We start from the raw sequence: 21,885 nt of genomic DNA, 5'->3' as shown, positions 1-21,885 counted from the left end.
GTGAAAATTCTTTTCAAAAAAAAAAGTTCATGTAATGATTACATGAACTCAACCGATTGTGAAGCTATTAAAGCTATAAATCGATTAGTCTAGTGTTAGGTTAAACTTATTGTTATCACCTTGAAAATAAATTCTGCCTGAAAGACGCATCAATTCGATTTCCATTTCTTTGATATTGAATAAAGCTGACAAAAGCCGATTTTCTGCTGTCAGTAAGTTGACCTGTGCATCTCTAAATTGCAAATAATCTGCGATCCCTAAGCGGAAACGTTCTAAGGCAATATCAGCACTTTCTACCGCAGTCTTGTAATTAGCAAACTCAATATCAAGTAACTGTAAATTAGTATTGTAGGTATTGTAAGCACGTTGAATATCAGAAACCATTTGTATTTCCATTTCTTGCAAAGCTAGTGTTGCACTATTTTGCTGTACCCTGGCATTTTGAATTCTTCTGTTTATGGTCAAACCAGAAAATATGGGTAGACTCATGTTGACACCGTAGTTATATCCTTGGCGTTGGTTGAGTAAAAGGAAGCCTGCTTCAGAAGTGAAAGTATTCTTGTTGTAAGCTGCATTCAAATTGATTTGCGGTAATCTGGACGCCTGTGCTTCTTTGATAGCCAAAAATGCTGCATTTTCTTGGCGTTGGGCAACGAGGAATTGCTTATTGTGGATGTAAGCGTTTTCCACCAAGTTTTCCAGAAGGAGATTTTTATCGACCGTGATGGTATCCTTAACCTCGTATTCAAAGGAGGGGACTTGCGCCAATAATTCATTGAGATTCACCCTTGAGTTTTTAATTGTTAACTCTTGATTGACCAATAAAGATAAATCAGCATTATAATCCACCTGAGCAGTAAGGAAATCTCTTTTTCCTGCACCTCCCAATTCATAACGAGCCTTTGCGATATCCAATCGCGCTTGAGAAAGGTCAAGCGTGGTTTTCAGTACGTTGTAACGCTGTTGCTCCAAGACCAATCGGTAGTAAGCTATGGAAATGGCAGCAACTGTATTTTCGACCAATACTTTCGCCTGTAATTCAGAAATCTCCGCCAGTTTACCAAGTACTTTAACAGTATATATGGCATCCGGTCTAAAACCGTAGAAACCTACTAAAGAGTAATTTTCATTTTCGGTTAAAGCAGCAGGGATTTGATTTTGCTCAGATGAGTTTGCAAACTGCTGGGTCACATCTTCTCTGTTGAAGGAATTCAAGAAAGTACCCGTTAAGGTTGGCATAAACAATGCGCCAATGCCAATTTTAACATCTCTTTGGGCTACATTAAGATCGTTTTGGGCGATTTTTAGTCCAAAATTTCTCTCTAATCCCATCAATACGGCTTTTTCCAAATCCATGCCTTCACTTTGAGCAAACAAAGATTGGTTGGAAATCAATACTAGAAAGGCAATTAAAAATAGCTTTTTCATTAAACTCTCGCTAAGCGTCCTTTTTTAGATGTGAGGTATGTATATACAGCAGGAATTACAAATAGGGTCAAGATAGTAGCGAAGACAAGTCCGCCAATAACGGCAACACCCATAGGAACTCTACTTTCAGCACCAGCACCTAGTGCAAGTGCAATGGGTAAGATACCCAAGATAGTAGACAAACTTGTCATCAGGATAGGTCTAAAACGAGCAGCCGCTGCTCCAATGATAGCCTCATCGATAGTCATTCCCTGTGCTTTACGCTGATTGGCAAATTCTACAATCAAAATACCATTTTTAGTTACCAATCCAATAAGCATAATGATTCCAATCTGACTGAAAATATTCAGTGTGAAATCAAAATACCATAAAGAGAATAAGGCACCAAATAGAGCCAATGGCACTGTAAACATTATGGTCAATGGATCTTTAAAGCTTTCAAACTGTGCTGATAACACCAAGTAAATTAAGACTAAAGCAAATAAGAATGCGAAAATCAAACTATTGGAACTATCTCGGAATTCTTTTGAGAGACCCGCAAGGTCAGTACTGAAGGAATCATCCAAAACTTCACCAGCAATTCTATCCATTTCATCTAAACCCACACCAATGGTGTAACCTTCTGCTAATTGTGCTGATATCGTAGCACTTACAAATCGGTTGAATCTGTAAAGCTGTGGAGGGGTGCTTTTTTCCTTGATTGAAACGAGGTTATCTAACTGCACCAATTCGCCATTATCTGCTCTCACATACAGCATTCGAAGGTTGACAGGTTCATTTCTGTCCTGTAACTGCATTTCTCCAATTACTTCATACTGCTTTCCGTTCATGATAAAATAGCCAAACCGCTGACCTGAATAGGAAAGTTGAAGCGTACGTGCAATTTCCTGAACTGATACACCAATGTTTCTAGCTTTCTGACGGTCAATTTCTACTTCAATTTCTGGCTTCGTAAATTTCAAATTCACATCTGCAAAACTGAAAATCGGACTTTGATTGGCTTGCTCCAGGAATGGAGGAATTACTTCCTTCAATTTGTCCAAAGTAGGTGCTTGAATCACATATTGTACAGGCAGGCCTGCTCTTCTATCCCCGATAGATGGAGGTTGTGTACCAAATGCTCTTACAGCGGTGTAGTTTCTTAGTTTGCCCTGCACTTGATTAAAGATTTCCTGCTGGGAGCGGGAACGCTCATTGGATTCTGTAAGAATAAGCCGAAGGAAACCGGAGTTGGTGCTCGCAGTACCAAAACCAGGTGAGGTTACTGTAATGATACCCGCTCGCTCATCGTCAGGAATTGCTTCTATGAAATCCTGTGTCATTTGGTTCAACACTTCATCCATGTATCCGAAGGTTGCTCCTTCAGGACCTGTTAAGTTGACGCGCATTTCCCCTCTATCCTCAATAGGAGATAATTCGGTAGGGATGATTTGGAAGAATTGGTAAATGCCCAAACTCATAACCAAAATGATGATAAAGGCAATCCAACGAAAACGCATAAATCCATTTAAGGCGATATTATACTTTTCATTCAACCATTCGAAAATAGGCTCTGTTAGGTTGTAAAATGCATTTTGCTTTTCCCGCTTTTTTAGGAGTTTGGAGCTCAGCATAGGAGTCATGGTAAGTGCCACAAAAGAGGAAATGATGACTGCTCCCGCCACTACAATACCAAATTCTCTAAATAATCGTCCGGTAGTACCGGTAAGAAAAATTACTGGAAGAAATACAGCTGCCAAGGCAACAGTGGTAGCAATTACAGCAAAGAAGATTTCTTCGGCACCTTTCTCAGCTGCTTTATCCGGATTTTCTCCTTTTTCTATTCTGGTGTAGATGTTCTCCAAAACAACGATGGCATCATCTACTACGAGACCAATGGATAATACGATCCCAAGCAAAGTCAATACGTTGATAGAAAAGCCCATCAAATACATGATGAAGAATACCCCAATCAAAGATATTGGAATGGTCAAAACAGGGATGAAAGTAGTCCTCCAATCTCTCAGGAATAGGAAGATGATGGACACAACGAGCATAAAGGCAATAAATATCGTCTCTTGTACTTCCTTGATTGAATTTCTAATAAATTTAGTTGAATCAAAGCCTATTCCCAATTTGATATCATCAGGAATATCCCGTTCGATAATTTTCAATCGTTTATAAAATTCATCGACGATTTCAATGTTATTAGAGCCAGGTAAAGGCACTAGTACCACTCCCACCATAGGAATTCCGTCCCGTTTCAATACAGTCCGTTCATTCAAGGCAGCTAATTCAGCTTTCCCTATATCTTGGAATCGGACTATGCTGTTTTGATCTTCTTTGATAATGAGTTCGTTGAACTCTTGCGGTGTATTTAGACGACTTTTGGTACGGACGGATAATTCTATTGCCGAACCTTCGATCCTTCCAGATGGGAGTTCTACGTTTTCGGTTTGTACTTTGGAGAGGACATCCGAAGGGGTGATGCCATAGGAAGCCATACGCAGTGGGTCAATTCGAAGCCGTATGGCGTATCGCTTTTCTCCCCATATCTGTACAGTACTGACACCTGGAATTGTCTGTAAGCGTTCTTTGAAAACATTATTGGCCAAATCTGACAATTCCATCAAATTTCTTTTGTCACTTTGGACATTGAGAAAGACAATGGGTTGGGAATCCGAGTCGGCTTTAGATACAACGGGAGGTTCTGCATCGGGAGGAAGTCGTCTGACGGCACCTGATACCTTGTCCCGCACGTCATTAGCGGCAGCTTCCAAGTCAGCTCCCACTTCAAACTCAACAGTAATATTACTGGTACCGTCGTTACTGGTGGAAGTAAGAGATTTAATCCCTGCAATACCGTTGATAGCCTCTTCCAAAGGTTCGGTAATCTGTGCTTCAATAACATCCGCATTAGCACCAACATAGGTGGTCCTGACGTTAATAATTGGAGGATCCACACTAGGGAATTCTCTGATACCCAAAAATGATATACCTATGATCCCGAACAAAAGAATCGTCAGGGACATTACAATGGCCAAGACGGGTCTTCTGATACTAATCGTTGATAAACTAGCCATGATTAGTTAATTTTTGTGTAATTGACAGGCATTCCACCTCTCACTTGCAATATTCCTGTGGTCAACACAAGATCTCCATTTTTTACTCCATCAACTAATTGGACAAACCTGTCAGTTCGTGTACCAATAGTTACCTGTCTTTCTTCTACTTTTCCTTCGGAATTGACAATATACACTTTATAGCCACTCAGCTCTGGAAGAATTGCTTCTGAAGGAACCATCAAAGCATCCTCATTTACTCCTAAAATGTATCGAATTCTCACAAACATTCCCGGTAAAAAGCGTCTGTCCTTATTTGGACTTGTCGCACGAATCCGTAGCGTTCTTGTGCCTGTTTCAATGCTAGGCTCATATGCGTAAACAGTCCCTTCCACATCTGCGCCACCGGCGTCATTAGCAAAGAATATTTTTGATCCTAATTGTACTTGGTTCGCATAGCGCTCTGGGATAGAAAACTCGATTTTTATTGGGTCAATATTGACAATGCTTGCAATCACATCTGCTGTGCCGATGACACTTCCTTCGGAGATTTGTCTCAAGCCTACGACCCCATCAAAAGGGGCTCTGATAATAGTTTTATTCAATTGTGCCTCAACCAATCGGAGATCTGCTAGGTTGGTGTTGAACTGATTGAGGACGATATCGTATTCTTCTTGGGAAATCGCCTCTTTTTCCAAAAGCTGCTTTTGTCTATTTTCCTGACTTTCAAAAAGCTTTTTGGTATAACTTAATCGGTCATACTGGGCTTTTAACTCATCGTCATTAAGATAGACTAAGGGTGTTCCTTTTTTTACAAATTCTCCTTCTCTAAAGGCTACTTTCGTTACCAAACCTGGAATTTCAGGTCGAAGATTGACAGTTTCGTTGGGAATGATTGTTCCTGTGATGCTCAAGTTATTTTCTAAGCGCTCTGGTCTTAATTCTACTACATTGACGGGAAGTGGTGCTGAAGTACCACTTGGACCAGTGGCAGGTCCTGCGCTTGTTGTTTCTTGTTTTTTCCCAAAAATGCTATCCTTGCGGGGATAGATAAAAATGGCAGCGATTACGGTGGCAATCACGATAGACAAAATGACTTTAGTAGACTTTTTCATTCTTATTGTTCGAAAGAATTCTGTATGGGTTGATTTAAGTTTCTTAGAAATTGAAGGGAAAGTTGATTGAACCGCTCCGGTTGCTCCACGTTGACTACGTGACCACAAGATTCGATTACTTTTAAGAAAGCGTGTCTATGGGATTGCACTATTTTCTTTACCGGTTCTAAAAACATGACATCTTCATCTCCCATGATATACAAGGTAGGAATGTTGATATCTTTTTCTTTGAAATAGTTGAGCAAAGGATTGATATCCTTGGTTAATTTGAACCAACGAATAAACTCTTTTTGACACAGTCGTTTTGCTTCTCTGACAAATAGATTCCTTGATTCAGCATGATTTTTTCTCGGCATGATGACAAAGGCAAACAAACGGTACAGCCACATGTAAGGCAATATGCTTTTGAAGGTGTTGCCCATCAACACAAGAAAGCGGGAAGTGAAATTTAATCTGGTGACCGCTCCTGCCATGACCATAGATTTTACTCTCTCTGGAGCAATTTCAGCTAATTGACGTGCTAAGATGGTTCCTAAAGATACCCCTACAATATGCGCAGGAGGTAGTTGCAAATGCTCCAAGACTTCAATGATATCACGGGTTACTGCCTGAAAGGTGTATTTTTCTTTGAAAAGGTTTTTTATAGAATTTGCTGATCTACCATGTCCTCTTAAGTCAATCAATAAAAGATTGAACTCCTTTCTGAAATCTCTGATTTGCTTATGCCAAACGGAGGAGGAACCTCCTGCCCCATGGATAAATACCACCCATTCCTTAGAGGAAGCATGTATGTATGTTTTATAATACAACATTCTTTTATTCATTTTCTTGGGAGTATAACTCGGTCAGGATATAGAAAGTTATTAAACGGAAATTTACGCTGTTTCACTAATGATTGAAACCTGAATGGGTATAGATGGCTGGATTTGGATATCAGTGGCCTGAAAATTTATTCAGCAACTTTACTTCAGTATCAAATGAGAATTTGCAGGGAAGAGTTCCATTTTTAGCTTTAAAAAATCCAATCTGCATAAAATTTTATTTTAAAGAATAAGCATGTGTGGCTGGAATTTGAAATAAAATTCCAACTTTTGGCTGTTGATACAGTTGTTATTTGGCAAATATTTGACTTGGATCTTGAAAAGATTTAAATTCCAAAGCATTTCCCGCCGGGTCTAAGAAAAACATGGTGGCCTGCTCTCCTACTTCTCCCTGAAAGCGGATGTACGGTTCGATCACAAACTCAATTCCATTAGTTTTTAGTTTGTCTGCGAGGGCATGCCATTCTTCCCATGAGAGGATGGCGCCAAAATGCCTCACTGGTACATTTTTACCATCTACTTCATTGGCCCGTACTTGAGCAAGCTCATCTGGCTTAACATGCGCAGAAAGTTGGTGACCAAAAAAATTAAAATCTATCCACTTGTCGGTACTTCTTCCAATCTCACAACCTAATAAATCTCCGTAAAATACCCTTGTTTCTTCGATGTCTCTAATGGGAAAAGCTAAATGAAACGGCTTGAATTGATTCATAATTCCTTATTTTTGACAAAAATCAATCAAATTTTCCACTTTTAAAAAAACGATTTTACAAATGGGTAAGAAAACTGTTTCATTGGTTTTGTCAAGTGGTGGGGCGAGGGGGATGGCTCATATTGGGGCCATTGAGGCTTTGGAAGAAGCAGGATATGAGATTGTTTCCATCGCAGGATGCTCTGCAGGAGCCTTGGTTGGTGATATTTACGTTACCGGAAATCTGCCGAAATTCAAGGATTGGATCTGCAATTTGGATAGAATCGATGTGTTTTCCTTAATGGATTTCACATTTTCAAGTCGAGGTTTCATCAAAGGGGAGAAGGTTTTTGGTGAATTGAAAAAGCTTATTTCAGATTACCAAATTGAGGAGCTTTCCATTCCCTTTTATTGTACTGCCGTTGAAATCCCAAAAGGTGAAGAAAAAGTGTTTCATTCGGGGAGTTTGTATGAAGCGATTCGAGCTTCTGTATCCATTCCTTCCGTACTTACGCCTGCAAAAATAGGTAGTCGTGAATATATCGATGGTGGGATTTTAAATCCTATTCCATTTGATATTATTCCTGAAAATGAATGGGGTGCTATCACTGTTGCAGTAGATCTCAATGGCCCAAAGGAGTCTCTTATTAAAGTTGAAAAACCAAAAGACAAAGACTCTTTGCAGTTACCTGTATGGATGAAAGAGTACAAGAAAAAAGTCAGCAAATATTTCAAAGAGGAGGCGAAGGAAGAGAAACACAAGGGAATGGGCTTTGTAGATTTGTTAAACTATTCCTTCGACCTTTTGCAGGATAAATTATCCGCATTGGTTTTGGAAAAGCATGAAGTGGATATTCTGATTGAAATTTCTCGGGATCAGGCCGGTACTCTGGAGTTTGACAAGGCTGCTGAACTGATTCAGATCGGAAAAGATAAAATGAAAAAAGCCATAGAAGCATTTGAACATGGGAATTGAAGAATTAAACCGCCTAGTTGGAAACATTGATATCTACTTATTAGATCAGATTTTGAAGGGTCGCTTTACCAAGGATATGAATATCTTGGACGTGGGCTGTGGAGAAGGAAGAAATACAATTTACTTTTTACAGGAAGGTTATAAGATTTTTGGTTTAGACCCCAACCCAACTGCGATTCAGATGGCTAGAATTTATGCCAAAACCATACAGCCTACTTATGATTTGTTGCGGTTTTTAGAAGGTGATGCCCGGGATATTCCTTTTCATGAGGCTGCCTTTGATGCAGTCATAAGTTCTGCGGTGCTTCATTTTGCAGAGTCCGAGGAGCAGTTTGAGCAGATGTTTGCAGAACATATCCGTATTCTGAAGCCTGGAGGCGTATTTTTTCTGCGCATGTGTACGGATGCAGGTGGTATCTTGGCTAATTCTCCACATTTAGGAGACGGTGTTTACCTCCTGCCTGATGGTTCAGAGCGTTTTGTTTTGAAGGAAGCATTTTTGAATGAGCTGCTTCAAAAGTATCCCCTTTCTTACTTGGAATCCCCCAAATCAGTACTTGTACATGGACAGCGTTCTATGGGAGTATTCGTGTTTGAAAAAGGCTATAGGCTTATCTGACCATTTCGTCCATAATTTTTGCTGAGAGCAAGCATAAAGGAATTCCCCCTCCTGGGTGCACACTGCCCCCTACGAAGTACAAGTTTTGGATATCGGAAGAGAAATTGGCATGTCTCAGAAATGCTGCGTAGCGATTATTCGAGCTATTTCCATATAAGGCACCATTAGCAGAAGAGGTTTTGGATTCAATCGTCCTAGGCTCCAGAATTTGTTCCACTTCTATCAAGGACTCTATGTCGGTTTTCAACATACGGTTTACCTTTTGAATAATTGACTTTCGGGCCTCAGCAATCATTTTATCCCAGTTTTGTCCCTGATTGTTCGGGACATTGATCATGGTAAACCAGTTCATGCAACCTTCCGGAGCATCGTCTTTTTTGTAGACCGAGGTAATGTTGATATACACCGTTGGGTCATGATAGATGCTTCCTTTGTTGAAAATATGATCAAACTCCTCTTGGTAGTTTTCACTGAAAAGGATGTTGTGTAAATCCAATTCTTTGAATTCTTTTTTGACTCCCCAATAGAAGATGAGTGCGGAAGAAGACTTAGGTTGGTTGAGTAATTTTACTGGCTGCTTTTGTTTGCGTAAGATGGTCTTGTAGGCATTGACCATGTCCATGTTATTGATCACAATGGATGCCTGATAGTTTTGCTTTGCAGTTTTGACACCCATGACTTGATTATTTTCTACCAAAATCTCCTCCACCTTGGTGTCGAAAACAAAGCTCACACCCAAGTCCTGTGCTAATTTGTACAGGCTATTGGTGATATCAAACATTCCTTTGTTAGGAAAATAGGCACCGATGTTAAACTCTAAATGAGGGATGATATTTAAGGTTGCAGGTGTTTCGTAGGGATTGGAGCCGTTATAGGTGGCATATCGATTGAATAGCTGAACAGTCTTGGCTTGCTTAAATTGCGCTTGATTAGCCTTATGCATGGTATTGAAAATCCCCAGTTTGCCTAATTTTAGGTAGCATTTCAAGGCTTGTGCATTCAACCATGTTTGCCACCGATGCAGTGACCGATGCATAAACAAGGGGGCCAAATGCTCATAGATGTAGGATGATTGTTGAAGCGCCTGTCGGACGTTCTCCCGAGGCTCTCCCAATTGAATTTCTACTTCTGCTGCAAATTTTTCTAGATCTGCGTATGCATTCACCCGCTTGCCATCCTCCCAAAAGTAGTGACAGGCCACCGGTAGCTTGGTGTATTGAAAGTAATCGGACGGGTTTTTACCTGCCAATTGAAACAGTTCCTCCACTTGTTCGGGTAGGGTAAAGAGGGATGGTCCAGCATCAAAACGATACCCTCCGACTTGGAATTCGGATAGTTTGCCTCCTGGGTAACTATTGGCCTCCAATACGATCACTTGATTTCCTTTACATGCCATACGGATAGCGGAAGCAATGCCTGCTATTCCCGCTCCGATTACGATTACCTTTTTCACCTTCTATTATTTTCCCTGATAAATACCAATCTCATCCCTAAATGTTCAGGCTATCCTCCTAAAGCTCTCCTTAGATTAGTCCAAAATTAAAGAACCCTTTTCAACAAATGCTGAAAAGGGTTCTTTTTATGAAGCTGATTTTTATCAGCACTTTTCAAATACCCTTCGGAAACTACAAGCTTCACTCAAACGCTGATGCAAGTCTGCAATTGCCACGCGTTCTTGTTCCGTGGTATCTCGGTGACGGATAGTAACCGTATTATCTTCCAAGGTCTGATGATCTACCGCAATACAGAAAGGCGTTCCTATCAAATCCTGACGGGTGTAGCGTTTCCCGATGGAAGCAGCATCCTCATAGACAATGTTGAAATCATATTTTAATAGATTGACGATTTCCTGTCCTTTTTCTGGAAGACCATCTTTTTTGGTCAACGGAAGAATCGCCGCTTTCACAGGAGCGATTGCCGGATGGAACTTCAAATAGGTACGCTCTTTACCTTCTACACTCTCGTTAATATAGGCATTGCAAAGCGTCATTAAGAAGAGACGGTCAGCACCGATCGAAGTTTCAATGACATACGGGATGTAATTTTGATTGATTTCAGGATCGAAATACTGCTGCTTCTTTTTGGAAAACTCCTGATGGCTCTTCAAGTCGAAATCTGTTCGAGAGTGAATGCCTTCTACTTCTTTGAAGCCAAACGGGAATTCAAACTCAATATCCATGGCAGCATTGGCATAGTGTGCCAGCTTTTCATGGTCATGTCTTCTCAACTTTTCTTCAGGTATACCCAATGCCTTGTGCCACTGCATACGGGTAGCAGCCCACTGCTTGTACCAATCCAACTCCGAACCAGGGCGTACAAAGAATTGCATTTCCATTTGCTCAAATTCACGCATACGGAAGATGAATTGTCTAGCCACAATTTCATTTCTAAAGGCTTTTCCAATTTGGGCAATTCCAAAAGGAACTTTCATGCGTGCAGTTTTTTGCACGTTCAAGAAATTGACAAAAATTCCTTGAGCAGTCTCTGGTCTCAAATAGATGGTGGATGCGTCTTCGGCCACAGAACCCACTTGGGTGGAAAACATCAAGTTGAACTGACGAACCTCTGTCCAGTTGGAAGTGCCTGATAGAGGACATACAATGTCTTCATTGATGATAAGCTCTCGTACACCTGCCAAGTCTTCTGCTTCCAGCAATCGAGCCATGGCATTCAATAAGTTTTGTGCACGCTCTTTGTCACCTGCTTTTTCATAAGTTGCAGCTTTGTCTTCAATCAGCACATCTGCTCTGTAGCGTTTCTTGGAGTCCTTGTTGTCAATCATTGGATCATTGAAACTATCTACGTGACCGGAAGCCTTCCATGTAGTTGGATGCATAAAAATAGCGGCATCAATACCTACGATATTGTCATTCAGCCTAGTCATGGTTTCCCACCACAGACGCTTCAGGTTGTTTTTCAACTCTACTCCGTAGGGTCCAAAGTCATACACCGCTTGTAGACCATCATAAATCTCGGATGAAGGATACACAAAACCATATTCTTTGGCATGTGCAATGATATCTTTCAATTGTGCGTTTTCCGCAGTTTGTTCGTTCTTTGCCATAGGGCGCAAAAATAAGTAAAATGACTGAATAGCAAGGTAAAGGTCTTATCTATTCCTGAATAATTGACATAAAAAAATCCTTTCATCTATAAAAAATGAAAGGATTTAGATGAAAGTTTGTTTTGTTAATAATTAACGGAATGTATACTTCAGGCCAAGGCCTGCTCGAAAATAATTTCCTCGCTCATTAGGGAAGATTGGACTAGCTTCCATGGAGATGCCCACATTTTTGGAGTTAAAAGGCTTAACTAATAGGCCAAGCGGAACACCCAAATAAAACCCATTTCTATCGCCTTCCGAACCTAGATGAAATCCGGAATAGAAATTTACCTCATCTCTTTTGATGAAGTTGTAACCGAAAGTTCCTTCAATACCCACTCTGCGACCTGTCGATAATCTAGCTTCTCCAAAAATCTGATTATCAGGGTCCGTGCCGATGCCAACAAAGGTGTCAGAACTTAATCGCTGAATCCCTGCTGAAATTTGTGCTTGGGAATTAATTACTAGTCCTCCGACTAACAAGAAGGTCAAAACAAATAGTTTTTTCATAAAATAAGTAGTTGGTTTTTGACCTACCTGACAAATAATGGACCAAAATTAAGTTATTTTAATTTTGTTGCCTGTTTGATGGCTCTCAAATGCCGCTTCTATGATCCTCAACACTAAGATGGCTTCCTCCATTTTTACCAAAAGAGAAGACTTTCCTTGGATTGCCTCAGCAATATTTTGATAATACAAGCGATAGTCCCCACGCTCCGTAGGATAGGACATACTAGTATGTGATAAATGCAATTGTCCCCATGAATCAGCAGGTTCTATTCCCCAGTTAGGGCCTTCGGGAATTCGTTCTTCTTTCAGCGCTTTTTCCTGAACATCCAATCCGTATTTGATATAACTTCCTTTTTCGCCTAAGATCAAAAATTTCATCATAGGTACATTGCTCATGCAGGAGGCAGTCAAGCGACAGTGTATACCTGGATAGTGCAAGGTGATATCAAAGAAATCATCGGCCACGGCATTATGACGCTGTTTCAAAATAGTTGCTTGTACGGCAGTTGGTTTGCCAAAGAGTAAAACAGCTTGATCAATCAGGTGAGTGCCTAAGTCATAGGTTATCCCATTACCAGGCACCTCTTTTTCTCTCCAATTATCAACCAGTTCAGGCCTAAATCGGTCAAAATGGGATTCGAAATGAACGATTCTTCCTAAGGTTCCTTCTTGAAATAATTTCTGAACAGTACGGATGTCTCCATCCAATCGTCGGTTTTGAAATACAGAAAGTATCAGTCCTTTTTCTTGAGCTAAGGCATGAAGGGCTTCTGCTTCATGGGCATGAACAGTAATCGGTTTGTCCACGACCACATGTTTTCCAGCTTTTAAAGCGAGTTTGGCTTGGGAGTAATGAAATTCATTAGGAGTGACGATGACTATCAAATCTGCTGCATCCTCCTCCAATAGATCCTCCAAACTTCTATATACTACAACTTCGGGATATTTCTCTTGGGAACGATTGCTTTTTCGCTCGACGACTGCGGTTAATTGCATAGCAGGACATACACCGATTAAAGGTGCATGAAATTTTTTACCCACGGATCCATAGCCTACTAAGCCAACTCTGATTTTAGCCATACCAATTTTTGTTGAAAGGGATTAATGATGGTGACCTCCTGGGCCATGAACATGTCCATGATCAATCTCTTCTGGGTCTGCATCACGGATAGAAACAATTTCACCTTTGAAATGCAAGTCGAATCCAGCCAAAGGAGAGTTGAAATCCATATGAACTCCTTTATAGTCTATTTTAATGATTTCTCCCCGAAGTTGGTTGCCCTTATCATCCTGCATGGGAATCACTTTTCCTACTTTTAGCAAATCTTTTTGCTTCTGCCCATTTTCTTTAAAATTGGCTTTTGGGATGATAACTTTTTTGTTCTCATCATAATCTCCGTAGGCATTTTCAAAATCAATAAAAACATCGAAGGTGTCACCAACCTCTTTACCCTCAAGCGCATGTTCCAAGGCAGGTAAAAGGTTGCCTGCTCCAAATAAAAAGTAGAAAGGCTGCTCTTTGTCTGCTTTTTCAAAGAATTCCATGCCAGTTTCTCCATCGTCTACATGCAGCTCGTAGCTTACAGCTACGACTTTATTTTTCTCTATTTTCATGATGATGTGTTGAAAGTACAAGATTACTAAAATCTCGGTAGATAAGGAAATGAGGGGGGATTATAGATATTGTATATTGCGTGTTCAAATTGAAACAAGGTAGAAGTAAAATTGAAATAATAGTTGAAATAATTTGGAGGGGGAGATATTGATGGATATTTTTTGATATTGGATATTGAGAAACCCAGTTGAAATACGTGACCCGGCAGGTTTTTAAAACCTGCTGGGTCTTTCATTGTGATAAATAACGAATTATTTTGATTTCTACTTTGAAAATCATCAATAGGGTTGTGGCTTTAGCCCAACCCATTTAATAATAGCCAAAAATTATTTTGTTGTTCCCTCAAAAGGGGCTTTAGCCCTGTGGTCTTCGTAGAAAAAAGGTCACGACAGAACATGCGGAGGGGCGTCAGTCCTGAGATCTAGGCACTACTGCGTAGAATTCTGGATGTAGGGAATATGTTGCTTTACATCGATTTTAATTGGAATAGGCACCAATGTACAAGATATCAGCGCTACGCGCCTCTGAAACCACTATCAAAAATCTGTGCTACGAAGATAACAAGGCTACGCCCCTTGCGTGGAACTTTCATGGGGTGAAATATTTTTTGCATCTCTGCACCTCCCGCGTGAACCCAACCTTTTTCATTCTTTTTTTCAACCCTTTCAAAAACACATTATATTCACCCATGGAATCTCGGCAACCAACAGCGACTCAAAAAGCAAAATTCATGCTTTACCAAATTGGGAAAGGGTTTTTCTTTTTGGGGATATTGGTAGGTGTTTTTTTTATGATTCGGCATTTGATTGGTCCGGAAGCACGGGAGGAATGGTTTGGGGTCATTTACAATAATCCACCTTTGGTGATGACTGTATTTGTGATTTCCGAACACCTCTTTGGAATTGTACCACCCGAAATCTTTATGCTGTGGGCTTTAGAAACAGGCGCACTTGGACCATATGCTATCGCAATTCTTATTTTATCCATTATCTCCTATGGCGCAGGCTGGATAAATTTTAACCTGGGAAGACGCATTTCTAAGTATTATGATTTACGGAATGCCAACAATCGCTTGATCCGCAAAAACCTGGCACTCATCAAAGAATATGGCGCCTATTTGGTAATTGTAGCCTCCATCAGTCCCATTCCTTTCTCCGCAATAGCTCTTTTGGCAGGGTCCAGTGGAATTTCCCATAAGAAATACTTGCTCAACAGCTTGTTCCGAATCCTACGCTTTTTTGTCTATGCCTATATACTTTTTAAAATCCAACAGTAATTTCATCAACAAATTACCAATTCAAGTGTTGAATGGGTAACTTTGCCCTTTATGAATGCTACTATTGCTACGCCTGTAGATCAAATCGATCAGTTAGATCCCAAAGAATTTATCATCATCAAAAATGCCCGCGTCAATAACTTGAAGGGGGTGAGTTTGGCAATTCCCCGAAATAAATTGGTGGTGGTGACCGGACTATCCGGTTCGGGAAAATCATCCCTAGCTTTTGATACCTTATTTGCAGAAGGCCAACGCATGTATGTGGAGTCCTTGAGTTCCTATGCACGCCAATTTTTAGGAAGAATGGAAAAGCCCGATGTAGAATACATCAAAGGAGTTTCTCCCGCGATTGCTATCCAACAGAAAGTAACCACCAAAAACCCTCGCTCTACCGTAGGTACCACCACAGAAATCTACGATTACCTGAAATTACTTTTTAGCCGAATTGGAAAAACTTACTCGCCGGTCAGTGGTGAGGAAGTGAAGCATCATACTGTAACAGATGTAGTGGACTTTATTCTGAGTTTTGAGGAAGGACAAAAAGTGATGATTTCCTGTCCATTGCAAATCCCTGTTGGGCGTACCTTAGAGCAAGAATTGGAGTTATTGTTACAAAAAGGCTACACGCGTATTTTGATCGATGGGGAAGCCTATTTTGTAGAGGATTTATTGGAAAGTAAGGATATCCCAAAAGGCACTATTGATATCTTGATCGACCGTGCATCGGTCAAAAAAGAGGATGAAGACAATCAATTCAGGATTGCTGATTCGGTGCAAACAGCTTTTTTTGAAGGTCATGGGGAATGTACGATCACAGTTCCAGGTGAAGTTACCCGTACCTTTTCTGATAAATTTGAATTGGATGGAATTGGTTTTGAGTTACCCTCGGTTAATTTTTTCTCCTTCAACAATCCCTATGGTGCTTGCAAAACCTGTGAAGGTTTCGGTTCTGTGTTGGGTATTGACCCTGACTTGGTGATTCCTGATAAAAGCATGTCGGTATTTGAGGGCGCTATTGCACCTTGGAGAGGGGAAAGTACAGGGAAATGGTTGGAGCCTTTGGTGAAAAAAGGTATTTACTTTGATTTTCCAATCCACAGAGCTTACGAAGACCTAAGTGAAGCAGAGCAAGAATTGCTTTGGACAGGTAATTCACATTTTAAAGGGCTCAATGAATTTTTTAAAGATCTTGAATCCAAAACACATAAAATCCAGTACCGCGTGATGCTTTCAAGGTTTCGCGGGCGGACCACATGTCCGGATTGCCGTGGAACACGCTTACGAAAAGATGCCTCTTATGTGAAAATCGGGGGTAAATCCATTACCGATTTGGTCCTATTGTCCATAGAAAAAGTACTGATATTTTTCCAAGAACTGCAATTAACGGAGCAGGAACAAAAAGTTGCCAAGCGCTTGCTCAAAGAGATATTAAATCGTCTTGAATATATTGATAAGGTCGGTTTAGGGTATTTGACACTTAACCGATTGACATCCAGTTTGTCAGGTGGGGAATATCAGCGAATCAAATTGGCTACTTCTTTGGGTTCTGCTTTGGTGGGTTCCATGTACATTTTGGATGAGCCTAGTATTGGTTTGCACCCAAGAGATACCGATCGATTGATTGAGGTCCTAAAAACCTTGAGAGATTTGGGTAATACGGTAATCGTGGTGGAACATGAGGAAAAAATCATGCGTGCGGCAGATCAAATCATCGATATTGGCCCTGATGCGGGGGTTTTGGGTGGGGAGTTGGTGTTTCAAGGAAACTTGCAGCAACTCCTTTCTGATGGTCAGACCCATACTGCACGCTATTTGAAAGGAGAAGAGAAGATTCTGGATAAGTTAAGTCCCCGCAAATGGAAAGACTACATCTTGGTCAAAGGCGCGAGAGAAAATAATCTAAAAAATCTACAGGTAAAATTTCCACTCAATACTTTAACAGTTGTGACGGGTGTTTCGGGCTCCGGGAAATCTACCTTGATCAAGAAAGTGTTGTATCCCGCTTTGGGAAAAACGTTGGGAACTGTTTTGGAAGAAACGGGTAAGTTTGACAAACTGGAAGGCGATTATAAGAAAATTACGCAAGTTGAATTTGTTGACCAAAATCCTATAGGAAAATCAAGCCGATCCAATCCAGTGACTTATGTAAAAGCTTACGATGCGGTGCGAGCCCTGTTTTCCGAGCAGCCTTTAGCGAAACAGCGAGGTTACAAACCAGCCTTTTTCTCCTTCAATGTAGATGGAGGAAGATGCGAAGCCTGTCAAGGTGAGGGTACCGTGACTGTGGAGATGCAGTTTATGGCAGATATTCATTTGACCTGCGAAAGCTGCAAGGGCAAGCGATTTAAAAATGAAATCCTGGACATCAAGTATCAGGACAAGGATATTTCAGATGTATTGGGGATGACCATTGATGAAGCCATGGACTTTTTCAAAGGGAAAACCCAAATCATCAACCGCTTGCAGCCATTGCAGGAGGTAGGTTTGGGCTATGTAGGAATGGGGCAGTCCTCCAATACGCTCTCTGGAGGAGAAGCGCAACGGGTGAAATTGGCATCTTTCCTCGGAAAGGGTGGTACCAAAGCAGGGGATCATATTCTGTTTGTGTTTGACGAACCTACGACGGGACTTCACTTCCACGATATACGCAAGCTGCTGTTTTCCATTCAAGCCTTGATTGACCAGGGTCATTCGGTTATCATCATTGAGCATAACACAGAAGTGATTCGGGCTGCGGATTGGGTGATTGATTTGGGTCCTGAGGGCGGTGAGCGTGGAGGAAATTTATGCTTTGAAGGTACGCCAGAAGCAATGCTAAATGCTCAAGACAACCATACGGCTCATTACTTACGAGAGACGATCAATTTTGACCGATAATGGACTTCAACCTGCAATACGCCTTTGAATTATTGGGGACATACGTGTTTGCAATCTCTGGTGCTTTAGCTGTCCGTGATAAGGAACATGATGTTTTTGGTGCTGGATTTACGGGTTTTATTACAGCGATTGGAGGAGGTAGCTTGAGGGATATTTTGCTAGGCGCTTATCCTCTGGTGTGGGTAGGGGATATCTGGGTGTTGTATGCGATTTTGGCGGGAGTATTGACCGCTTTTATTTTCCCGAGCATCATGCTCAAACTTCGAAAGACCATGTTTTTGTTTGACACATTGGGAATTGCATTATTCACAGTTCTCGGTGTGGAGAAAGCACTTTCCTTGGGTGTCAGACCCGAGATTGCGGCCATAATGGGGATGTTTTCGGCAGTGATGGGAGGGGTGATACGAGATACCCTTGTCAATGAAATCCCTATATTGTTTCGAAAAGAGGTATACGCTTCCGCTTGTTTAGCTGGTGCCATTTTATACTTGATTCTCAATTACGCAGGTATTGAACGAGACTGGAACCTGATTATTTCTGGGTCTTTGATTTTTACCATTCGTATTTTGGCGGTGAAATTTAAGTTGAGTTTACCAAGGCTGGATTAGTTCTCGCGGAAGGCGCGGAATCCGCGGAAAAGAATGGAAATTGAACCTTTGAGGTCTTTCAGACCTCGAAGGTTTCCCATGGATACACAAATGCTTACAAATAATTCTCGCAGGATGTACTGATGACACTGAAAATAGTGTAGAAATCAAACGACTAGGGGTGTAGCCCTGTGATCTTCGTAGATACTGATATGGTAGGTTAATGAGAGGCGCGTAGCGCTGAGATCTTATCAAGCGAGGTGATTTTTTAGACACGGATTAAAATTTTGATTTTCACGGATGCAAACAGATGGGTTTGCTGCCGCAAACTTGGGCTCGCGGAAAGCGCGGAATCCGCAGAAAGGAAGGGGAATACAACTTTTAAGGTCTTATAGACCTTGAAGATTATGTGCTTCACCTGATTTTTTTACGGTCGATGGTGCAAGCAGTTTTCATAAGAAGGCAAAATGTTATTGCGTGAGGATAATAAATCTGATTTGTTTTATACTTTCGTTTAAATGAGAGATATAAGAATACAGCTTTTGATTGTTTTTATGATGATGTTGGCGGCTTGTGAAAAGCCTGAGGTGTCAGGATTGTTAACTCTTGAAGTTCCTAAATATGTTGAAAAAGGGCTTGCATTGAGTGATATTTCGGAATCAGTCATCAAAATCTCGCTTGAAAATCATGAGGATGCTTTGATTACATCTATCAAGGAAGTGGTCACAATTGATTCTCACTTCGTTGTAATTACATATGATTCTAGAATATTAATTTTTGACAAGGATGGTACGTTTGTTAAAGCTTTAGGGAACAAGGGTGATGGTCCAGGTGAATATAGATTTGTGTCTGCTTTTGCTAAGGATGAGGATTCAAGAAAATTTTATGTGATATCTTCTAAAAAAATATTGGTGTATAGTTTCGATTTTCAATTGGTAGATGAATTCACTTTGGACTATTACATCAGCAATTTATCTGTACAAAATAATAACATATATGTTGTTTCGTATGCTTATGAAATACCGGAAGATGAAGGTTATGCAACTGAAGCATCCCTTTATATTTTAGACAAAACTTTTACTAGTTTGGATACAGTTCCGCTAAGGAGAATAGTGAGAAAAGACAGGCAAGCAAGTAGGTTGGGGTATGAAAAATTTATTAGTACAGATGGAACCGATACTTATATTTATGCGCCCGTTGCCACAAATGAGGAGTTTTTACGGGACACTATTTTCCAACTTGCTGCAAATAAAAAAATCCCCTTTGCTAAATTACGTTTTGCTGAGCCACATATAGATGAGAAGGGGATCAAAAAATATTGGATTGCCAATATTTTTTCAACAGCCAATTATCTGGGGTCTCACTATTTTACGAATGGGAATGATATTCATTTTTTCTTATACAATAGAAATACCTTAAAGGGGTTTAATTTCAAAGGTGGACCGTTGGATGATGAAGGGGATGCAGTTGTCCTTAATTTACTGGATGCTAGGACTGATACATTTTACTATGTGAAGGCAGATACATATGCCAATGCCGCAAATGAAGAACAAAATCCTATCATCGGGATTGTAAAATTGAAGTAATCTAATAATCATTCACGTATAACATATGTTTTGGCTCGCGGAAGGAGCGGAATCCGCAGAAGGGAAGGGGAATTGAACCTTTGAGGTCTTTCAAGACCTCGAAGGTTTTTAGGGACTAACCTGAGGAGATAGCAAATAAAATAAAGGCCTATAAATTCAGCTTGATCCTCCGAAATCCTAATTCATCATCTACATTCAAATAGGACCAAATCATCCCATCTTTTACAAAAGCTCCGTGAGGAATGAAATCGAGTTTTTCCAAAAAGGACTCTCCCACAAGTTCGAGGTTTTCGCTCAATACAGTTAGGTAAACCCGATTTTTGAATTTAGGGGAATCCTCTACATCTGGGGAATAGGAAGGGTTTTTATGGGATGTGTATGAAAAGCGATAGAAAACCCTTTTGTCCTCATCCCAAATGGGTGCTAGAAAATTGATTTCTTCATAAATCGTTTCTCGTAGTTCTTCCATGGCTTTTTCGGTTTCTACTTCATCGGGATACCCCCCTTTTTTTCTAGCTTTGGTGAGGGTAGGGGTGTAGCTTATCTGACGTATACTATCGGAATCTAAATCCAATACATACAAGTCAGCGTAGGGTGAATTGCTGAAAATAGCATTGGATCCTACTTTTCGGATATTTTTTTCTGAACCTGTAATGGATACCATCATATCTCCTCGCAGGATGATTTTGTAATCTGGGAGTTCTTCGATGCCTGGAAATGTAAATTTCTTAATGGTCTTCTTATCAAAATCAGTTTTTACCAAATCGAATGTGCCAGCTATCCAATTATTCATAAGACCTACTAATAGAGAGCCATTTTCCAAGACAATAGGTTTAGCATCGTAGTCTCTTCCTGCGTCCAAGCTATCACCCGTAAATTCTTCAGTTTTGATACGAAGATCTTGGAGCTTCTTTCCGCTTTTGGTGAACAAGCCCCGGCTACCAAATCCGCCAATCAAGAAATTATTATCTACTAGTGCTAATACATTGATAAAGGTGTTTCCAACGCCGTCAGGACCTTCCTTTTCAAAAGGGTATTGATTGCGTAATTCGAGGGCATTTAAATCTATTTCATTGACTTTATTTTGGTCAGGATCCCAGAAATACAGAAATTGTTTGTCAGGAGACATATCAGATACAAATAGTCCATATTTTAAATTCAAAAGCTCATCCCCCGGATCTACCATAACAGTATCGACTGAAAAAGTGATGGAAGAATAGTCAACTTTTTGTTCTGATTCCTTGCTTCCGCACGAAAAAAGAATCAAACTGGCTAACAAGCAAATGGATAGTAATCTCATAGTCCTAAATTTAGTTCGAAAACTAGAGATTTAACAGTAATTTTCCAACAAGAGGTCTTGTTAAAAAATCTAATTCGACCGAGGGTTCACGCCACGAGCGCAAAGAACAATGCCACGAGCGCAAAGGGATGCAAAATTAGCCTAGTTTAAAACCCATCCTATTGATTGGTCTCAAAACAGAAATAAAAATAAGTAGCCATTTATCAGCGAGAAAGACCCGGCAGGTTTTAAAAACCTGCCGGGTCTCATTACGTATTTCAACTGGGATTCTCAATATCCAATATCAAAAAATATCCATCAATATCTCCTTCTCCCAATTATTTCAACTCTATTTCCCCTT

17 protein-coding genes are annotated in these 21,885 nt (G+C 40.4%); 6 read left to right on the top strand and 11 right to left on the bottom strand.

What is annotated here, in order from left to right; translation table 11 throughout:
• Positions 1-84 precede the first annotated feature (84 nt).
• From ACXIUD_RS08645 to ACXIUD_RS08625, 5 genes are all read right to left on the bottom strand, one after another.
• Positions 85-1,428 (bottom strand): TolC family protein, encoded by a 1,344-nt coding sequence (locus ACXIUD_RS08645; RefSeq protein WP_458052221.1) that lies wholly within the window; start codon positions 1,426-1,428, stop codon positions 85-87.
• On the bottom strand, positions 1,428-4,490 hold the full coding sequence (locus ACXIUD_RS08640; protein WP_458052220.1) for an efflux RND transporter permease subunit: 3,063 nt from the start codon (positions 4,488-4,490) through the stop codon (positions 1,428-1,430). Before ACXIUD_RS08640 ends, ACXIUD_RS08645 begins: the two co-directional genes overlap by 1 nt.
• Before the next feature lie 2 nt (positions 4,491-4,492).
• Positions 4,493-5,584 (bottom strand): efflux RND transporter periplasmic adaptor subunit, encoded by a 1,092-nt coding sequence (locus ACXIUD_RS08635; protein WP_458052219.1) that lies wholly within the window; start codon positions 5,582-5,584, stop codon positions 4,493-4,495.
• Between the two features lie 2 nt (positions 5,585-5,586).
• Positions 5,587-6,396 (bottom strand): alpha/beta fold hydrolase, encoded by an 810-nt coding sequence (locus ACXIUD_RS08630; protein ID WP_458052276.1) that lies wholly within the window; start codon positions 6,394-6,396, stop codon positions 5,587-5,589.
• Positions 6,397-6,694: 298 nt separating this feature from the next.
• Positions 6,695-7,117 carry a VOC family protein gene (locus ACXIUD_RS08625; RefSeq protein ID WP_458052218.1) on the bottom strand — a complete coding sequence of 141 codons (423 nt, stop codon included), beginning with the start codon at positions 7,115-7,117 and terminating at the stop codon, positions 6,695-6,697.
• A gap of 61 nt (positions 7,118-7,178) precedes the next feature.
• On the opposite strand from ACXIUD_RS08625, the gene ACXIUD_RS08620 reads away from it, so the two are divergent.
• Together ACXIUD_RS08620 and ACXIUD_RS08615 are read left to right on the top strand one after the other, a co-directional pair.
• Complete coding sequence (locus ACXIUD_RS08620) at positions 7,179-8,072, top strand: patatin-like phospholipase family protein (protein WP_458052217.1); 894 nt, start codon at positions 7,179-7,181, stop codon at positions 8,070-8,072.
• Complete coding sequence (locus ACXIUD_RS08615; RefSeq protein ID WP_458052216.1) at positions 8,062-8,691, top strand: class I SAM-dependent methyltransferase; 630 nt, start codon at positions 8,062-8,064, stop codon at positions 8,689-8,691. Before ACXIUD_RS08620 ends, ACXIUD_RS08615 begins: the two co-directional genes overlap by 11 nt.
• Here ACXIUD_RS08615 and crtD read toward each other — a convergent pair.
• The 5 genes from crtD to ACXIUD_RS08590 form a co-directional block, all read right to left on the bottom strand.
• Positions 8,684-10,144 carry a 1-hydroxycarotenoid 3,4-desaturase CrtD gene (gene crtD / locus ACXIUD_RS08610; RefSeq protein WP_458052215.1) on the bottom strand — a complete coding sequence of 487 codons (1,461 nt, stop codon included), beginning with the start codon at positions 10,142-10,144 and terminating at the stop codon, positions 8,684-8,686. The genes ACXIUD_RS08615 and crtD overlap by 8 nt on opposite strands.
• A gap of 144 nt (positions 10,145-10,288) precedes the next feature.
• Positions 10,289-11,755 carry a glycine--tRNA ligase gene (locus ACXIUD_RS08605; protein WP_458052214.1) on the bottom strand — a complete coding sequence of 489 codons (1,467 nt, stop codon included), beginning with the start codon at positions 11,753-11,755 and terminating at the stop codon, positions 10,289-10,291.
• 132 nt (positions 11,756-11,887) lie between these two features.
• Complete coding sequence (locus ACXIUD_RS08600; protein ID WP_458052213.1) at positions 11,888-12,304, bottom strand: outer membrane insertion C- signal; 417 nt, start codon at positions 12,302-12,304, stop codon at positions 11,888-11,890.
• 48 nt (positions 12,305-12,352) lie between these two features.
• The gene (locus tag ACXIUD_RS08595) at positions 12,353-13,384 is read right to left on the bottom strand and encodes an oxidoreductase (RefSeq protein ID WP_458052212.1); all 1,032 of its coding nucleotides are present in this window, start codon (positions 13,382-13,384) and stop codon (positions 12,353-12,355) included.
• Positions 13,385-13,405: 21 nt separating this feature from the next.
• Entirely contained in the window at positions 13,406-13,918 is a 513-nt protein-coding gene (locus ACXIUD_RS08590; protein WP_458052211.1) for an FKBP-type peptidyl-prolyl cis-trans isomerase, read from the bottom strand.
• Positions 13,919-14,649: 731 nt separating this feature from the next.
• On the opposite strand from ACXIUD_RS08590, the gene ACXIUD_RS08585 reads away from it, so the two are divergent.
• The 4 genes from ACXIUD_RS08585 (at position 14,650) to ACXIUD_RS08570 (ending at position 20,245) form a co-directional block, all read left to right on the top strand.
• Positions 14,650-15,195 carry a VTT domain-containing protein gene (locus tag ACXIUD_RS08585; protein WP_458052210.1) on the top strand — a complete coding sequence of 182 codons (546 nt, stop codon included), beginning with the start codon at positions 14,650-14,652 and terminating at the stop codon, positions 15,193-15,195.
• Positions 15,196-15,246: 51 nt separating this feature from the next.
• Positions 15,247-18,072, top strand: coding sequence for an excinuclease ABC subunit UvrA (gene uvrA, locus ACXIUD_RS08580; protein WP_458052209.1), 2,826 nt, complete (start codon positions 15,247-15,249; stop codon positions 18,070-18,072).
• Complete coding sequence (locus tag ACXIUD_RS08575) at positions 18,072-18,680, top strand: trimeric intracellular cation channel family protein (protein WP_458052208.1); 609 nt, start codon at positions 18,072-18,074, stop codon at positions 18,678-18,680. The genes uvrA and ACXIUD_RS08575 overlap by 1 nt, the downstream gene beginning before the upstream one ends.
• Before the next feature lie 575 nt (positions 18,681-19,255).
• Positions 19,256-20,245 carry a 6-bladed beta-propeller gene (locus ACXIUD_RS08570; RefSeq protein WP_458052207.1) on the top strand — a complete coding sequence of 330 codons (990 nt, stop codon included), beginning with the start codon at positions 19,256-19,258 and terminating at the stop codon, positions 20,243-20,245.
• A gap of 148 nt (positions 20,246-20,393) precedes the next feature.
• Here the strand turns inward: ACXIUD_RS08570 and ACXIUD_RS08565 are convergent, their stop codons facing one another.
• Positions 20,394-21,545, bottom strand: coding sequence for a DUF4221 family protein (locus tag ACXIUD_RS08565; protein WP_458052206.1), 1,152 nt, complete (start codon positions 21,543-21,545; stop codon positions 20,394-20,396).
• Positions 21,546-21,885: the final 340 nt, after the last annotated feature.

This window comes from Mongoliitalea sp. (assembly GCF_054166905.1).
This window is presented reverse-complemented; position numbering and strand designations above follow the sequence as displayed.

Excerpts from the sequence above, each read along its gene's own strand:
- ACXIUD_RS08585 (WP_458052210.1), top strand. The coding sequence starts at position 14,650 with ATGCTTTACCAAATTGGGAAAGGGTTTTTCTTTTTGGGGATATTGGTA.
- ACXIUD_RS08645 (WP_458052221.1), bottom strand. The coding sequence starts at position 1,428 with ATGAAAAAGCTATTTTTAATTGCCTTTCTAGTATTGATTTCCAACCAA.
- ACXIUD_RS08615 (WP_458052216.1), top strand. The coding sequence starts at position 8,062 with ATGGGAATTGAAGAATTAAACCGCCTAGTTGGAAACATTGATATCTAC.
- ACXIUD_RS08620 (WP_458052217.1), top strand. The coding sequence starts at position 7,179 with ATGGGTAAGAAAACTGTTTCATTGGTTTTGTCAAGTGGTGGGGCGAGG.
- ACXIUD_RS08595 (WP_458052212.1), bottom strand. The coding sequence starts at position 13,384 with ATGGCTAAAATCAGAGTTGGCTTAGTAGGCTATGGATCCGTGGGTAAA.
- ACXIUD_RS08640 (WP_458052220.1), bottom strand. The coding sequence starts at position 4,490 with ATGGCTAGTTTATCAACGATTAGTATCAGAAGACCCGTCTTGGCCATT.
- ACXIUD_RS08575 (WP_458052208.1), top strand. The coding sequence starts at position 18,072 with ATGGACTTCAACCTGCAATACGCCTTTGAATTATTGGGGACATACGTG.
- ACXIUD_RS08630 (WP_458052276.1), bottom strand. The coding sequence starts at position 6,396 with ATGTTGTATTATAAAACATACATACATGCTTCCTCTAAGGAATGGGTG.
- ACXIUD_RS08565 (WP_458052206.1), bottom strand. The coding sequence starts at position 21,545 with ATGAGATTACTATCCATTTGCTTGTTAGCCAGTTTGATTCTTTTTTCG.
- ACXIUD_RS08590 (WP_458052211.1), bottom strand. The coding sequence starts at position 13,918 with ATGAAAATAGAGAAAAATAAAGTCGTAGCTGTAAGCTACGAGCTGCAT.
- ACXIUD_RS08600 (WP_458052213.1), bottom strand. The coding sequence starts at position 12,304 with ATGAAAAAACTATTTGTTTTGACCTTCTTGTTAGTCGGAGGACTAGTA.
- ACXIUD_RS08625 (WP_458052218.1), bottom strand. The coding sequence starts at position 7,117 with ATGAATCAATTCAAGCCGTTTCATTTAGCTTTTCCCATTAGAGACATC.
- ACXIUD_RS08635 (WP_458052219.1), bottom strand. The coding sequence starts at position 5,584 with ATGAAAAAGTCTACTAAAGTCATTTTGTCTATCGTGATTGCCACCGTA.
- ACXIUD_RS08605 (WP_458052214.1), bottom strand. The coding sequence starts at position 11,755 with ATGGCAAAGAACGAACAAACTGCGGAAAACGCACAATTGAAAGATATC.
- uvrA (WP_458052209.1), top strand. The coding sequence starts at position 15,247 with ATGAATGCTACTATTGCTACGCCTGTAGATCAAATCGATCAGTTAGAT.